Genomic DNA, 14,732 nt, shown 5'->3' with positions numbered 1-14,732 from the left:
TTTACAATAGCGAAAGACTGCACTCCTCGCTGGAATACCGGACACCGGAGGAAATCCACTTCGCGAACACAGGGACTATGGCAGTCTGACTTTAATGAACCTTGGCGAGTTTTTGGTCTTGACAAAGGGGTCCACCTTAGAGTGCCCTGCAGTGGGAGTTCCAGAAGTATTTCCCCTTTTCGGCCGACAATGCTGTCTACGATGCCACGGAGCTCGAGTTCCCCGGCGAGGTGGGCGACACCATGAAGCTGCTGGTGGCGGCCGCCAGGGACCGGCAGGTGGAGGGAACCCTTGCGGCCGTCGAGGATGCCGGCTTCAGGGTGGGCTTTGTGGAGCCCGCCACGGTGGGGTTGTACCGGGCTGTGCTCGGGCCGGTGCCCAGCTACGGGCCCGGCTATCTCATCGTGTCGATCGGGGCCTTCAGCTCGCATATCGTTGTGGGCTACCATTCCAGCGGGTTGATCTTCCGGAGCCTGCTGGTGGGGGGCGAACACAGTATGGGGGTTGAGCAGGCGGTGGCTTCGGTGGGGCAGGAGATCGCCTCCACCATGACCTTTGCCCGCAGCCAGTTCCGGGGGATCGATATCAACACGGTGGTGCTTGCGGGCAAGTATGGAGCCAGTGAGAACACCAGGCAGGCCCTGGCGGAGCAGCTCCCGGATGTCTCCTTTGTGATCGGCGCTCCCTGGGCGCTCTGGGGTGTCGAGGATCCTCCCGAGGAGGCCTTTCTGATGGAGTCGGCCTTTGGGATGGCCGTACGGGAGCTGGCATGACGATCAAGTTTGATCTCCGCCCCGAACAGTTCAGAGTGGAGGAGGCCACCAGTTTCAGCCCCTTGCGGGTGATGGTGCTGTCGCTGGTGGCGGTGTTCTTTGTGTTTTCCGTGGCCTTTCTCGGTTTGGGGCTCTTCAAGCTGCACGCCCTGCGGGCGCAGCAGGCGGAGTATATCCCCCGGGTGCGGGCGCTCAACAGACAGGCGAAGGAGCTGAAACAGGAGCTCTCCAGGCTCAAAGAGGCCGTGGCGGAGCGGGAAGAGACCCTGGAGATGGTCAAGGGCGAGCTGCCGTCGCTGGAGTTCTTCGGTGCCGTGGAGGGGTCCCTCCCCGGGACGGTCTGGCTGCGCAAGGTGTCGCTCTCTTCCGGCAAGGCATCGCTGAGCGGCTATGCCTTCTCCGAGGGGGACGTGGTGGTGTTCAGCAATGCGCTGAACGAATCCTCTGTCGTGAAGGGTGTGGGGATGCCCGATACGAACAGCTCCAGCTGGCATGGAAAGCGGGTGGTGCAGTTCTCCCTTTCCTGTACGCTTGCCTCCTTTGTCGAGGCTGCGGAGGGTGCTGCCGAAGGGGGCGACGAGCGTGGCCGATGAGGACCGCAGCCGGCGGATCCGGCAGTTGATCCTGGTGGTGCTGCTTGGTATGGTCTTTGTGGGCCTGCTGTATGCCGGGGCCAGGACCAGCCGCATGCTGGAGCAGGAGCGGCGCGAGGCGATGCTCAAGGCCGTGGAGGAGCGCGAGGCGTTGAAAGAGGTGCAGAAAACCTCGCAGCTGCTCCAGGCGTACAAGAAGACGCTCTCCCGGTATGAGGAGCACCGCGTTTCTTTCCCCGCCGACAGGGTGGCTGTGTACGCTGCGGTGGAACAGACGCTCACCGGGCATGGTGTGGAGATGGATAAGATAACGCCCAAAGGTGACGGTTCGGGACGCTACAGTGTCCAGGTGCGTTTCACCGGACCATACTATTCGGTGCTGGGAACACTGGCGGAGTGGCGCACCATGGCCGATCTGATGCTGATGCAGTCGCTCTCTCTCTCCTGGAGCGGCGACGGCGAGGTGAGTTGCAGCGCCGTGCTCGCCACGCAGCTCGTTGGAGGGAAAGACTGATGGCTGTCGGAAGCTGGGGCGAGGCGCTGGACGAACTCCGAAACTGGCTGATGGGGCCCAGTCGGCTGCAGCGGATTTCCCGTTGGGGGCTCCTGCTGTTGCTGCTCTACGGGATCTTCCTGCAGGGGAAGGGCTTCTGGATGGCCGTCGAGAGTGGGAGGGGTTCGCTGGGGCAGGATATGCCCAATGTGGGGGCCATCGAGGAGGCCAGGCAGGTGCGGTCCACCGGGGAGCTCTATGCACGCGCCATGAAGGCCCGCTCCCGGAGCAATGAGGTGGTGGCCCTGGCCGTGGCGGCGAACCGTCGCCCCTGGCAACCTGTGGTCGGCGCGCCGGAGCCGACAACGCCGGAGCCACGGCAGGTGGTGACCGAGGTGGTCCCGCCGCTGATGAAGATCAAGGCGTTGATGATCATGGAAGGCAGACGGGTGGCGGTGATGGATATCGAAGGTGAAGGCAGCGGCGTGGTGGTAACCAGGGGGTCGGAGTTCGGTGGCGGCCTGGGCCGCGTGCTGGCCATAAAGGAGAATAAGGTGGTTGTCCGTTGGGAGGACAGACGTATCGACGTGACTTTGGAGAAAGAGCAATGAAGAGACTGGGTGATGTTGTCAAAGGGAGCGGGGGCGGCGGCGTTGTCACATGGCTGGTGTGCCTCTCCCTTATTGCGCTGTTCTGCGGTCCGGCCCGGTCGGAGGAGCTCTTCCCGGAGCTCGGGGGCGTGCGTGTCCAGCAGGCGGGCAGCAGCCTGGCGGTGCTGGAGTTCAAGGGGGCTCATCTCCCGCGTCCCGAGGTGCGACGCGTAGCCGGCGACCGGGTGGAGCTCTTCTGGTCGCGGGTGACGCTGCCCTCGGGTACCTGGGAACGGACCTATAAGTACCCGCTGGTGGAGCGCATCGAACTGAATCAGGAGGCAGGCGGACTGCTCTGCACGGTGATCACCGGTGCGGCGCTCCGGGTGAAGGAGATCCGGGGCACCGCTCCGGCACGGAAGATGCGGGTCTATCTGACCAAGGGGGGCCCGCGGCCGAGCCCGACGCCCCAGCCGAAGCGGACGGACCTCTTTACGCCCCGCACCGCCAGTCCCGTCGATCCGTTGCAGATCGACAAGCCGGTGACCCTGGAGCTGCGTGACACGCCGCTGCGCCAGGCCTTTTTCATGCTGGGGCGGATCATGGGGCGCAATATCGTCTGTGATCCCTCCCTGCCCGACGAGACGGTGACGGTGAGCCTCCGGGAGGTGCCTCTCAAGGAGGCCTTCTCCTATCTCATGCGCATGTACGATGTGCGCTACGGCATGATGGGCAAGACCATTGTGGTGGGCACCTCGGAACAGCTGGCCCACACGCTGGGTAGGGAGACCACCAGGGTCTTCCATCTGGCCTACGCCGACCCGGAGCAGATCGTCTCGATGCTGCAGGGGCTCGTGCCGGTGGAGAAGGTGGTGGTGGACGCCCGGCGGAACGAGCTCTACGTGACCGCCTCGCCGGAGATGCTGGCCAGGGTGCAGAAGGCGCTGGAACGTCTGGATAACCCCGGACGCCAGGTGATGCTGGAGGCCCGCATCATCGAGGTGAACGACGATGCCTCCAAGGAGATGGAGAGCATGATCTCCCACGTCTACAAGCAGTGGTACTTCTGGTACGGTTCGGGCGGCGGCGTGATGGGCTATGTGGACACCAACCGCCCCGACCTCTACACCCCCGAGGGCGACCGGGACGACGGCACCATCAATCCCCCACCGGGTGTGGACACCCCGGAGATGACCGGCAACGCCCTCTACGAGCTCGACGCGGGCCTGCGGGCGCTGGAGGAGGAGAGCAAGGCCGATGTGCTCGCCCGTCCCTCGGTGGTGGCGGTGGACGGCCAGACCGCCCGGGTGGAGCTGACGCAGAACTATCTCTACGTCTCCGGCTACGACGACAACAACAATCCGGAGATCGCCAAGGAGGAGGCCGGACCGACGCTCTCCTTCACGCCGCGGGTGGGCCGGAACGGTGTTATCACCCTGGAGATCGATATCGCCACGGGGCAGATCCTGGAATTCCGCAAGAGCGGCAACGCCGAGACGCCGGTGACCAGCTCCCGCAGCGTGCAGACCACCGTTCGGGTGCGCGACGGCGAGCCCTTCGTGGTGGGCGGGCTCTTCAACGACATCAAAAACCGCAGTGTCTCCAAGATCCCCATCGTCGGCGACATCCCGCTTCTGGGCGAGCTCTTCACCATGCGCAGCAAGAGCCACATACGCAACGAGGTCGTCATGGTGGTGGTCCCCTACATCCTCGAGGTCCCCGAGGAACCCCTGCAGGGCGAGGAGCTGCTCAGCCAGTTTTAGGCGGGGCTGTTTTGCCCTTTGCAGTGTGTGCCGATATGCGGTATGTTTACTAGCTAGAATGGACGACTTTCCCCGTTGCGGGCGACGGCCGCCTGGCTGTGTGTCCGATAGGGGACTGTAGGTCGCAGACAGCTTTGGCATGGAGGGTGCTTGAATGGCGCAAGTAGTGGATACCAGTGATTTTCATTCCGGGATGAAAATCAAATGGAAGGACGACATGTGGGAGATTCTGGATTGCCAGCACCACAAGATGGGCCGTGGTGGCGCCATCATCAAAACAAAGCTCCGGAACATCAATTCCGGTTCGACAATCGAGAACTCCTTCCGTTCCGGAGAGCGTTTCGAACGGATCATCTTCGATGACCGAAGCGCCCAGTTTCTCTACCAGGATGGAGACAGCTACGTTTTTATGGATCTCGAGAACTTCGACCAGATCTACCTCTTCAAGGAGGTGCTGGGCGAGGCGGTCAACTACCTGACCGAGAGCATGGAGGTCACGCTGGAGATGTACGAGGGCCGCGTGATGGGGGTGGAGCTGCCCAAGTCGGTGGAACTCCAGGTGGTGGAGACCGATCCGGGTTTCAAGGGGGATACGGTGTCTACCAGCGGCAAGCCGGCGACACTGGAGACGGGGCTGACCGTGACGGTGCCGTTCTTTATCGAAAACGGCGAGGAGATCGTGGTGGACACGCGTTCCGGCGAGTATGTGGAGCGCGCCAAGAAGTAGCGAAGGGAGGAAGGGGCATGACGGCCCGGGAACGCATTGCCTATCTCAGGGGCCTTCTGGACGGTGTTGAAGGACTGGGAGAGACGGAAAACCGGCTCTTTACGGCCGTGACGGAATCGCTGGAGGCGATTGCCGCCGAAATGGGCGACCAGGCGGAACGGCTGGACATTCAGGAGGAGCATTACGAAGGCCTCTACGACTCCCTGACCGAGCTCGAGGAAGACCTCGAGATGATCCACGACGAGGTGGACAACCTCATTGACGAGGATGAGATCTTCGCCCAGGGCGAACCGGAAGAGGCCTTCGAGGAACTCGAGGAGTCCTTTGAACCCATGACATGCACCCATTGCGGACATGTGTTTTACTATAATCCGGGTGAATACGAGGAAGGCGAACCGCTGCAGTGTCCTGCCTGCGGGGCGCATGTCCTCGTAGTCGAAAACAACGACACCGAATAGAGCACGAGAGGAGGTACGGGGTTATGGAGCGCAACGAACAGGAACAGGTCCATACCGAAGAAGCAAACGTCGAGGAGCAGGTACCGGAAGAAGGCCGGAAGCCCGATAAGGAGGGGCTGCAGGTTCCTTCGGAGACACCGGAAGGAGAATCCCCGGGCGAGGTGCGGATCACCGAGGAGGTGATTCTGCAGCTTGCATCGCATGCGCTGAAGACCATTCAGGGCGTGAAACCGGCAGGCGCCGGCCCTCTTGCCTCGCTGGGTCTGGGACGGAAGACCTCCGGGGGCATCCGGATCGCCCTCGACGAGGACACACCCCCCCGGATCATGGTGGACACCTATGTCTCCGTGAAGTACGGCATGCGGATCCCCGATGTGGCCTGGGATGTCCAGGAATCGGTAAAGAAGCATCTCGAGCAGTACACGGGATACATGGTGAAGTCCGTGAATGTCTACATTCAGGCGATCCATCTCAGCGACCGCGACCATGCCGAATCACGCGAGGAGAAGGCCAGGGAAGGGGAGCAGGCGAAGGAGCCGAAGACGGAGGAAGCGGCGGGACACGAAGAAGCCGAAGTGGAACAGCCTGCCGAGGAGCAGGGCGAGCCAAGCGCTGCGGAGAGTGTCTCCCGGGACGAGGAGAAGAAGAACGATACCACCGCTTCTGCCTAACGCTGGTCGCACAACCAGGGAGCTGAGCTAGCGAGCGGTTGCCAGTCTCCTGCTGTGGGGTGAGAACATTGTTTTTATTCTGGAATTCGACAGAACGCGGCCAGGTATGGGTCCAGGAGCGGGCGGTCCGTACGCTCCTGGAAGATGCGCTGCCCGAAAGCATGCACTGTAGGGAGATTGTCCTCTGGGGAGATCGTGATCTCGCCGTTTTGCGCATGACCTACCCCGCCGGGGAGATTGCCCCCGAGAATCTCCGCTATGTCTCGGAGCGGCTGCAGCAGCAGCTCGCTCCGGTGGCAGACAACGTGGAGGTTACCTGGCTTGAGGAGGTCGCCTCCGAGCCTGCCGAGCAGCCGGCCTGGAGGCGGATTCTCGCCAACCCGCTCTACTGGGGTCTGGGGGTTGGACTGCTGGTGGGGATCGGGCATCTCGGGCCCAGGGGCATCTTCCGTACAATCATGGCGGGACTGGCTGCCTGGGTCGTGGCCCTCCTCGCAACCCCTGCCGGACGGTACGATCTCAGGGCGTTGATCGCACGGTACAGGAAGTAGGCATATGGAGAATCACGAGGTTCCAAAGAGACGCCGGCGGGGGAGAGAGATCGCGTTGCAGGTGCTCTATGCGCTTGACCTCTGTCCCGACACGGCGCCGGACTCGGTGTTCGAGTTCTATCCCGAGGATGCGGAGGATCCCCAGGCGCTCGCCTTCGCGCGGCAGCTGGTGCTGGGGACCTCGGAGCACCGGAGCAGGGTTGACGAACTTGTGAAGCGCTATACCGTAGGCTGGCGGCCCGAGCGGATGGTCACGGTTGACCGGGTGGCCGTCCGCCTCGCCCTCTTTGAAGGGGTGGTGGCCAAGCGGATTCCCATCGCCGTGGCGATCTCCGAGGCCGTCGAACTCGCCAAGATGTTCGGTACCGAGGACTCCGGACGCTTTGTCAACGGCGTGCTGGGGCGAATCATCCGGAACATCGAAGCAGAAGCCGCAGGAACGGACTATGCAGCAGAGCATCCCGATCAGGACAGTCAGTGAGGTCAACACCCACACCCAGGAGCTGCTCGGCGGCGATGTGCTGCTGCGGCATCTTGCGGTGCGGGGGGAGATCCTCCAGCTCAAGCGGCACAGCAGCGGGCATGTCTACTACAGCCTCGGCGACGGCGAGGCGAGGATCTCCTGTGTCTTCTTCCGCAGCGATGCCGCCCGGCAACCCCTGTGGCCCCAGGTGGGCGACGAGGTGCTCGCCGAGGGGCGTGTGTCGGTGTATCCGGCCAGGGGCATCTACCAGCTCTACACGAAGAAGCTCCACCCCGTTGGGGCCGGCGCCAGGGCCCGGGCGCGGGAGGAGCTGCGGCGGCGTCTGGAGCGGGAGGGACTCTTCGCCCAGGCGCTGAAGCGCCCGCTTCCGGCCTTCCCGGGGAAGATCGCCGCCGTGACGTCGCCTACGGGGGCGGCGGTGCGTGATGTGCTGCACGTGAGCCGGAGGCGTTTCCCCCAGTGTGCCGTGACGGTGGTTCCCTGTGTTGTCCAGGGGGTGGACGCACCCGGGTCCATCTGCGCCGCTCTGGAGCGGGCCTCCCTGCTTCCGGATGTGGAGGCGGTGCTGCTGGTCCGGGGCGGGGGGAGCAAGGATGACCTGGCCCCCTTCGACGACGAGGATGTGGTGCGGGCGGTCCGCCGTTCGCCGGTGCCGCTGGTGACGGGCATCGGTCACGAGATCGACGAATCCCTGGCCGACCTGGCTGCAGACAGATCCGCCCCGACGCCCTCCGCGGCGGCGGAGACGGTGCTCCCCGACCGGGGGGAGCTGCTGGCCGCGCTCCTGAAGGAACGCAACCGCATGGAGCGGGCGCAGCGGGGCAGGCTGGCACAGCTGAACGAACAGCTTGGACGGCGCCGGGAGGCACTGGTTCGGGCCCTGCGGTACGGCCATATGGAGCCTGCCCTCCGGGAGGTCCAGAGCCTTCATGACCGCGGCGCCGCGGCGATAGGGCGTCGTCTGGAACAGACCAAATCGAAACTGGAGAGACTGGCGGCGCGGCTCAACGGGGCCTCGCCACTACGAATTCTGGAACGCGGCTTCATCTCCTGCGAAGATCGAGACGGTGCCAGGATCCGCAGTGTGCGGGAGCTCCACGAAGGGAAGCGTGTGGCGCTGCACTTTCTGGACGGTGTCGCCGATGCCGTGGTGGACGCCGTGACGGAGGCGCCGGAGGAATAGTCTGTCCGGCCTCCGGCTGCGTCGGGGTGAGCGGTTCCGCCGAGGAGGAGATTGCATGGTGCCGGAAACACTCCGTTGGAACAACGGAGCGCTAGAGCTGCTTGACCAGCGGGCCATCCCAAGCGAGGTCCGCTTTGTTGTCTGTGGCGATGCCGAGGAGACGGCGGCGGCCATCGAGAACATGACCGTCCGGGGCGCGCCGGCCATCGGCGCGGCCGCGGCCTACGGTGCGGCCCTGGCCGCCCGGGACGGGCGCAAGGCTCTCCACTGGGCTGTGGAACGGCTGGGGAAGACACGCCCCACGGCGGTGAACCTCTTCTGGGCGCTGGAGCGTATCCGCCGCCGGGCGGAGGAGACGCCCGAGGGTTCCCTGGCGGAGACGCTGCTGCGGGAAGCCGAAGCACTGCGCACCGAGGACGTCGCCGCCAACCGGCGGCTGGGGGCCTACGGCGCCAAGCTGCTGGGGTGGCGTTCCACTGTCCTGACCCACTGCAATGCCGGGGCTCTGGCGACCTGCGGCTACGGAACGGCCCTGGGGGTGGTCCGTGCGGCCGTGGAGCAGGGCAAGAGGGTCGCCGTCTATGCCGACGAGACCCGCCCGGTGCTTCAGGGCGGACGCCTCACCGCCTGGGAGCTGGCCGCCGACGGCATCCCCGTGACGGTGATCTGCGACGGCATGGCCGGCGCGCTGATGCAACAGGGGGCGGTGGACGCCGTGGTGGTCGGCGCCGACCGGATCGCTGCAGGCGGGGACACCGCGAACAAGATCGGCACCTACAGTCTCGCTGTCCTGGCCCGGCACCACGATGTCCCCTTCTATGTGGCGGCGCCCTGGAGCACCGTGGATATGGCGCTCTCCGAGGGGTCGGAGATCGTGATCGAGGAACGCAACCCCGAGGAGGTACGCCGGTTTGCGGGGGCGCCCATCGTGGCCGAAGCGATTCCGGTGTGGAACCCCGCCTTCGACGTGACCCCGGCGGAGCTGATCAGCGCGATCGTGACCGAACAGGGCGTGTTGATGCCGCCCTTTGCCGAAAGCCTGCGGGAGCGGGCGGAAGACCTGAAGAAGAAACGGGAAGGGAGATAGCGCTATGGAACCAAGCCGTATCGCCAATGCCGCCCTGGCCCCGGAGGGCCGCAGAAAGCTTGCCTGGGCCCGGCAGTTCATGCCGGTGCTCAATCTGCTGGAAGAACGCTATAGAGAGGAGCAGCCGCTGGCGGGGAGCCGGATCGCCACCTGTCTCCACCTGGAGGCCAAGACGGCCTGTCTGCTGCGCACCCTGGCCCGGCTTGGGGCCGAGGTGACCGCGGCGGGGAGCAATCCCCTCTCGACCCAGGACGACGTCTGCGCCGCCCTGGCCGAAGAGGGGGTGACCGTCTACAGCCGTCGGGGGATGACGTCTCGGGAGTACAGCGAGAACATCCGGTTCGCCCTGGGGGTGCGCCCCACGGTGGTGATCGACGACGGCTGCGACCTGGTGGCCATGCTCCACGACGAGATGCGGGAGCTGCTCCCCGCTGTGCGGGGCGGCTCCGAGGAGACCACCACCGGCGTCAAGCGGCTGGCCGCCATGGAGGCCGACGGTGTACTGGAGTTCCCCATGATCGCCGTCAACGACGCCCACAGCAAGTTCCTCTTCGACAACCGCTACGGCACCGGCCAGTCCGTCTGGGACGGCATCATGCGCACCACCAACCTGCTGGTGGCGGGGAAGGCCGTGGTGGTGGCGGGCTACGGCTGGTGCGGCCGTGGCGTGGCCATGCGGGCCGACGGCCTGGGCGCGCGGGTGATCGTGGTGGAGACCGATCCGCACCGCGCCCTGGAGGCGCTGATGGACGGCTACGAGGTGATGGACATGGCCGCGGCGTCGTCGGAGGGGGATATCTTTGTCACCCTCACCGGGAACACCGGGGCCATCCGGGGCGAGCACATCGACAGAATGAAGGACAACGCCCTTCTGGCCAACGCCGGGCATTTCGACGTGGAGATCTCCAAGCCCGACCTGGAGGCCCGCAGCGGCGAGGTCCTGGAACTGCGGGACAATGTGACCTCCTACCGGCTCAAAGACGGACGGACGCTCCACCTGCTTGCCGAGGGACGTCTGGTCAACCTGGGCGCCGGCGACGGCCATCCGGTGGAGATCATGGATCTGAGCTTCGCCCTGCAGCTGCTTTCGGCGCTGCATGTCCACAACCGGGATCTGGAGACCCGCCTCTACGCCGTCCCCGAGGAGCTCGACCGGGAGGTGGCGGCGCTGAAGCTGGAGGCCATGGGCATAGATCTGGAAGAGATGACCGAGAAGCAGCTCACCTACATGAAAAGCTGGCGCGAGTAACCGCGCTCACTGTAAAGGAGGCGCGAAGGCCATGTCATTGCTATTACGGAACGTGGCGGCCCTGGACGGCACCATGGAGCGGGCGAAGCCCTGCGACATCACCCTGGAAGGCGGCCGGATCGCCGCTATCATGGAGCCCGGGGCCGGCGACGGCGACGAGGTGATCGAAGGCCGCGGCCGGACCGCCGTGCTCCCCGGGTTCGTCAACACCCATACCCATGCGGCGATGACGCTGCTCCGGGGGCTCGGCGAAGAGGCGCCGCTGATGGAGTGGCTCAAGGAGAAGGTCTGGCCGGTGGAGGCCGGACTCAACGGCGACTATGTCTACTGGGGCTCCATGCAGGCCATGGCGGAGATGCTCTCCCGGGGCGTCACGGCCTTCGGAGACATGTACTTCTTTATGGACGAGGTGGCCGGGGCCGCCAGGGAGAGCGGCATGCGCTGCGGCCTCTCCCGGGGGCTGATCTGGAAGGGCGACGAGGCGGATTTCGCCGCCCGCCTGGAGGAACAGGAAAGGCTCTACAACGACTGGAACGGCTTCGAGGGCCGCATGACCGTCCAGTGGGGCCCCCACGCGCCCTACACGGTCCCGCCGGAACAGCTTGCCCGCGTGGCGGAGGCTGCCGGGAACCACGAGGCCGGCGTCCATCTCCACTGGCTCGAAAACCAGTGGGAGGCAGGCTACATCCGCGACGAACTGGGCTCCGACCCTGTCACGCTGCTGGAGGAGGCCGGTCTGCTCGACGGTTGCGGCCTGATCCTGGCCCACGGTGTCTGGTGTCCCGAAGAGGACATCAAACGCCTCGTCAACAGACAGGCCACCATTGTCCACAACCCCAAGAGCAACCTCAAATTGGGCAGCGGCATCGCCCCCCTCACCGCCATGCTCGACGCGGGTCTGCCCGTGGCGCTGGGGACCGACGGCGCGGCGAGCAACAACCAGCTGGATGTCTGGGCGGAGATGCGCACCGCGGCGCTGCTCCACAAGGGCGTCCGGCAGGACCCCACGGCTGTGCCCGCGAAGGCGGCCCTCCGGATGGCAACGCTGGAGGGGAACAGGGCGCTGGGCTTCACCGACGTGGGGCTGATCCACCAGGGCTGGGAGGCCGACCTCCAGCTGGTCGATCTGGACCAGTGCCACTACAACGGCTGGACGCCGGAGAACCTGGCTACCTACGTCGTCTACGCCGGGGACAGCAGCGACGTGACCCACACCATCGTCCAGGGCCGGAAGGTCTACGAGCGCGGCGTCTTCCCGGAGCTCAACCTCATGGAGATCCGCAGCGAGAGCGCCCGCGCCCGGAAGGAGCTTGTTTCGTAAGCTGGAGAACGCCGTCTTCGTGTATAATGCCGAACCAAAGCAGAAGAGATCGAGGTGACCCACATGCAGTGGCGGAGCGGTAACGAACTGCGGGAGATGTTTCTCGCCTATTTCGAGGAGAAGGGGAGCAAGCGCTTCAAGAGCTTTCCCCTGATTCCGGAGGATCCGAGCATCATGTTCACCATCGCGGGCATGGTGCCTTTCAAACCCTACTTTCTGGGGATACGGACGCCGGAGGGCCCCAGGGCGGTGACCTCCCAGAAATGCCTGCGCACCAACGACATCGACAACGTGGGCCGCACGGCGCGGCACCACACCTTCTTCGAGATGCTGGGGAACTTCAGCTTCGGCGACTACTTCAAGAAGGAAGCCATCCCCTTTGCCTGGGAGTTTCTCACCGAGCGGGTGGGGCTGGAACCGGACCGGATGTACGCCAGCATCTACCTGGATGACGATGAGGCCTTCGACATCTGGCACAACGATGTGGGCTTGAGCAAGGACCGGATCTTCCGCATGGGCGAGGAGGACAACTACTGGTCCATCGGGCCGGTGGGGCCCTGCGGCCCCTGCTCGGAGCTCTACTACGACCAGGGCGAGGCCTTCTCCTGCGGCAAACCGACCTGTACGGTAGGGTGCGACTGCGACCGCTACCTGGAGGTGTGGAACCTCGTCTTCATGCAGTTCAACCGTTTTGAGGACGGGCGGATCGAGCCGCTGCCCAAACAGAACATCGATACCGGCATGGGGCTGGAGCGGCTCGCCGCTGTGGTGCAGCGGGCGCCGTCGGACTTCGAGACCGATCTGTTCAAGCCGCTGATCGACGCCACCTGCAGCCTGGCGGGGGTGCGCTACGGCGCCGGCCCCAAGGAAGACCGGGCGGTGAAGGTCATCGCCGACCACATCCGCGCCCTGGCCTTCATGATCGCCGACGGGATCCTGCCGGCCAACGACGGCAGGGGCTATGTGCTGCGGCGTCTGCTGCGGCGCGCGGCGATGCTCGGCCGGTTGATCGGGCTGGACAGGCCCTTCCTCGTGCAGCTGATGCCCACGCTGCTCGAGCTGATGGCCGGGCACTACAGTGAACTGAAAGAACACCGATCCACCATCGAACAGGTGCTCCAGGTGGAAGAGAGCCGCTTCAACAGAACCCTGGAGCAGGGCAGCAACCTCCTGGACACGGAGGTGGCCAGGCTGGAGGAACGCGGCGAATCCGTCCTCCCCGGCGAGGTGGCCTTCGAGCTCTACGATACCTTCGGCTTCCCCTGTGAGCTGACCGAGGAGATCTGCGAAGAGCGGGGCTGCAGTCTGGATCACGAAGGCTTCCGGCGCGAGATGGAGGCCCAGCGCGATCGCGCCCGGCAGGCCGGCAAGCACGCCACCTCCCGGGTGGAGAAGACGGTCTATACGGAGCTCCACAAGGAGCTGGGCGACACGCCCTTCGACGGCTATGCGGCCACAGAAGGCGACGCCGCGGTGCAGGCGCTGATCGCCGACGGGGAGCGGGTTTCCTCGGCCTCCGAAGGGCAGGAGGTGGAGGTTGTCCTGGACCGTACGCCCTTCTACGCCGAGGGCGGCGGCCAGATCGGCGACGAAGGGGTCCTCACCGGCGAGGCCTCCCGGCTGGCGGTGCGGAACACGGTGGCGCCGGCGGAGCGCCTGGTTGTCCACCAGGCCGTCGTGGAGGCGGGGACCATCGCTGTTGGCGACGCCGTCCATGGGGCCGTGGATGCGGAACGCCGCCAGGCGGTACGGCGCCACCACACGGCGACCCACATCCTCCACGAGGCGCTGATCCAGGTGCTGGGGCCCCACGTGCGGCAGTCCGGATCGCTGGTGGCCCCGGATATGCTGCGCTTCGACTTCACCCACTTCGCGCCGCTGCGTCGCGAGGAGGTGCTGGAGGTGGAGCGGATCGCCAACCGCGAGATCCTGGCCAACACCCCCCTGGCGGTGGAGCGGACCACCCTGGACAGGGCCAAGGAGCGGGGTGCCAAGGCGATCTTCGAAGAGAAGTACGGCGAGGAGGTGCGGCTGGTCTCCATCCACGGCTTCAGCGCAGAGCTCTGCGGCGGCACCCATGTGGACGCCACCGGCGATATCGGATCGTTGCGGATCATCCACGAAGAGGGGATCGGTTCGGGCATCCGGCGGATCATCGCCAAGGCGGGGATGCCGGCACTGGAGTACGCCCAGGAGACCTCGTCGCGGCTCCACGAGATCGCCGGGCTGCTGGGCGGCGAGCACCACGAGTCGCCCGAAAAGATTGTGGCGCTCCAGGAGGAGCTGAAGGAGCTCCGCAAGGAGCTTGCCGATGTCAGGCTGCGGCGACGGCTGGAGCATGTGGACGGCCTTATCGACGGAGCGCAGGAGGTGGCGGGGATCAGGGTGGTGACGGCCTCCTTCGAGGGCGCCTCGCCGGATGTGCTGCGTCAGGTGGGGGACACCGTGAAAAACCGCCTCTCTCCGGTGCTGGTCGTGCTGGCGGCGGTGGGGGACGGAAAGGTGCAGTTCATCGCCATGGCCGACGAGAGCGCCCGGGAGATGGGGCTCCACGCCGGCAACATCCTCCGCGAGGTCGCCAAAGCCGCCGGCGGTGGCGGTGGCGGCAAGCCCGCCATGGCCCAGGCCGGGGGCAAGCGGCCGGAGAAGACCGACGAGGCGCTGGCCCTGGTGCCGGAGCTGGTCAGCCACAGTCGGAGCGGCTGATGGCAGGACGTATCCTCGCTGTTGATCCTGGCACGGTCAGGATGGGCGTAGCGGTGAGCGACCCCCTGGGCAGCTTTGCCCAG

At 65.4% G+C, this 14,732-nt stretch carries 15 protein-coding genes; all 15 read left to right on the top strand.

What is annotated here, in order from left to right:
• Positions 1-242 precede the first annotated feature (242 nt).
• The 15 genes from K9L28_09210 to alaS all read left to right on the top strand — a co-directional run bounded on the left by K9L28_09210 (position 243) and on the right by alaS (position 14,649).
• Entirely contained in the window at positions 243-773 is a 531-nt protein-coding gene (locus tag K9L28_09210; protein MCF7936507.1) for a hypothetical protein, read from the top strand.
• Positions 770-1,366 (top strand): PilN domain-containing protein, encoded by a 597-nt coding sequence (locus K9L28_09205; protein ID MCF7936506.1) that lies wholly within the window; start codon positions 770-772, stop codon positions 1,364-1,366. Before K9L28_09210 ends, K9L28_09205 begins: the two co-directional genes overlap by 4 nt.
• Positions 1,356-1,880 (top strand): hypothetical protein, encoded by a 525-nt coding sequence (locus tag K9L28_09200; protein MCF7936505.1) that lies wholly within the window; start codon positions 1,356-1,358, stop codon positions 1,878-1,880. The genes K9L28_09205 and K9L28_09200 overlap by 11 nt, the downstream gene beginning before the upstream one ends.
• The gene (locus K9L28_09195; GenBank protein MCF7936504.1) at positions 1,880-2,470 is read left to right on the top strand and encodes a hypothetical protein; all 591 of its coding nucleotides are present in this window, start codon (positions 1,880-1,882) and stop codon (positions 2,468-2,470) included. The genes K9L28_09200 and K9L28_09195 overlap by 1 nt, the downstream gene beginning before the upstream one ends.
• On the top strand, positions 2,467-4,212 hold the full coding sequence (locus tag K9L28_09190; GenBank protein MCF7936503.1) for a secretion protein: 1,746 nt from the start codon (positions 2,467-2,469) through the stop codon (positions 4,210-4,212). The genes K9L28_09195 and K9L28_09190 overlap by 4 nt, the downstream gene beginning before the upstream one ends.
• A gap of 154 nt (positions 4,213-4,366) precedes the next feature.
• Entirely contained in the window at positions 4,367-4,939 is a 573-nt protein-coding gene (efp, locus tag K9L28_09185; protein ID MCF7936502.1) for an elongation factor P, read from the top strand.
• A gap of 17 nt (positions 4,940-4,956) precedes the next feature.
• The gene (locus K9L28_09180) at positions 4,957-5,397 is read left to right on the top strand and encodes a hypothetical protein (protein MCF7936501.1); all 441 of its coding nucleotides are present in this window, start codon (positions 4,957-4,959) and stop codon (positions 5,395-5,397) included.
• A gap of 23 nt (positions 5,398-5,420) precedes the next feature.
• Positions 5,421-6,068 (top strand): Asp23/Gls24 family envelope stress response protein, encoded by a 648-nt coding sequence (locus tag K9L28_09175; protein MCF7936500.1) that lies wholly within the window; start codon positions 5,421-5,423, stop codon positions 6,066-6,068.
• A gap of 68 nt (positions 6,069-6,136) precedes the next feature.
• Positions 6,137-6,619, top strand: coding sequence for a hypothetical protein (locus K9L28_09170; protein ID MCF7936499.1), 483 nt, complete (start codon positions 6,137-6,139; stop codon positions 6,617-6,619).
• 4 nt (positions 6,620-6,623) lie between these two features.
• On the top strand, positions 6,624-7,100 hold the full coding sequence (nusB, locus tag K9L28_09165; GenBank protein MCF7936498.1) for a transcription antitermination factor NusB: 477 nt from the start codon (positions 6,624-6,626) through the stop codon (positions 7,098-7,100).
• Complete coding sequence (xseA, locus tag K9L28_09160) at positions 7,066-8,286, top strand: exodeoxyribonuclease VII large subunit (GenBank protein ID MCF7936497.1); 1,221 nt, start codon at positions 7,066-7,068, stop codon at positions 8,284-8,286. Before nusB ends, xseA begins: the two co-directional genes overlap by 35 nt.
• 55 nt (positions 8,287-8,341) lie before the next feature.
• Positions 8,342-9,373 (top strand): S-methyl-5-thioribose-1-phosphate isomerase, encoded by a 1,032-nt coding sequence (mtnA, locus tag K9L28_09155; GenBank protein MCF7936496.1) that lies wholly within the window; start codon positions 8,342-8,344, stop codon positions 9,371-9,373.
• A 4-nt stretch (positions 9,374-9,377) separates the two neighbouring features.
• Complete coding sequence (locus tag K9L28_09150) at positions 9,378-10,622, top strand: adenosylhomocysteinase (GenBank protein MCF7936495.1); 1,245 nt, start codon at positions 9,378-9,380, stop codon at positions 10,620-10,622.
• A 31-nt stretch (positions 10,623-10,653) separates the two neighbouring features.
• Positions 10,654-11,943 (top strand): amidohydrolase, encoded by a 1,290-nt coding sequence (locus tag K9L28_09145; protein ID MCF7936494.1) that lies wholly within the window; start codon positions 10,654-10,656, stop codon positions 11,941-11,943.
• 63 nt (positions 11,944-12,006) lie between these two features.
• Positions 12,007-14,649: an alanine--tRNA ligase gene (gene alaS / locus K9L28_09140; GenBank protein MCF7936493.1), complete on the top strand. Its 2,643-nt coding sequence runs from the start codon at positions 12,007-12,009 to the stop codon at positions 14,647-14,649.
• The last annotated feature ends 83 nt before the right edge of the window (positions 14,650-14,732 follow it).

The organism is Synergistales bacterium (assembly GCA_021736445.1).
Taxonomy (GTDB): domain Bacteria; phylum Synergistota; class Synergistia; order Synergistales; family Aminiphilaceae; genus JAIPGA01.
The sequence above is the reverse complement of the archived record's forward strand: the minus strand, read 5'-3'. Positions and strand labels throughout refer to the sequence as shown.

Excerpts from the sequence above, each read along its gene's own strand:
- K9L28_09180 (MCF7936501.1), top strand. The coding sequence starts at position 4,957 with ATGACGGCCCGGGAACGCATTGCCTATCTCAGGGGCCTTCTGGACGGT.
- efp (MCF7936502.1), top strand. The coding sequence starts at position 4,367 with ATGGCGCAAGTAGTGGATACCAGTGATTTTCATTCCGGGATGAAAATC.
- K9L28_09210 (MCF7936507.1), top strand. The coding sequence starts at position 243 with ATGAAGCTGCTGGTGGCGGCCGCCAGGGACCGGCAGGTGGAGGGAACC.
- K9L28_09175 (MCF7936500.1), top strand. The coding sequence starts at position 5,421 with ATGGAGCGCAACGAACAGGAACAGGTCCATACCGAAGAAGCAAACGTC.
- nusB (MCF7936498.1), top strand. The coding sequence starts at position 6,624 with ATGGAGAATCACGAGGTTCCAAAGAGACGCCGGCGGGGGAGAGAGATC.
- K9L28_09195 (MCF7936504.1), top strand. The coding sequence starts at position 1,880 with ATGGCTGTCGGAAGCTGGGGCGAGGCGCTGGACGAACTCCGAAACTGG.
- K9L28_09150 (MCF7936495.1), top strand. The coding sequence starts at position 9,378 with ATGGAACCAAGCCGTATCGCCAATGCCGCCCTGGCCCCGGAGGGCCGC.
- K9L28_09190 (MCF7936503.1), top strand. The coding sequence starts at position 2,467 with ATGAAGAGACTGGGTGATGTTGTCAAAGGGAGCGGGGGCGGCGGCGTT.
- mtnA (MCF7936496.1), top strand. The coding sequence starts at position 8,342 with ATGGTGCCGGAAACACTCCGTTGGAACAACGGAGCGCTAGAGCTGCTT.
- K9L28_09205 (MCF7936506.1), top strand. The coding sequence starts at position 770 with ATGACGATCAAGTTTGATCTCCGCCCCGAACAGTTCAGAGTGGAGGAG.
- xseA (MCF7936497.1), top strand. The coding sequence starts at position 7,066 with ATGCAGCAGAGCATCCCGATCAGGACAGTCAGTGAGGTCAACACCCAC.
- alaS (MCF7936493.1), top strand. The coding sequence starts at position 12,007 with ATGCAGTGGCGGAGCGGTAACGAACTGCGGGAGATGTTTCTCGCCTAT.
- K9L28_09145 (MCF7936494.1), top strand. The coding sequence starts at position 10,654 with ATGTCATTGCTATTACGGAACGTGGCGGCCCTGGACGGCACCATGGAG.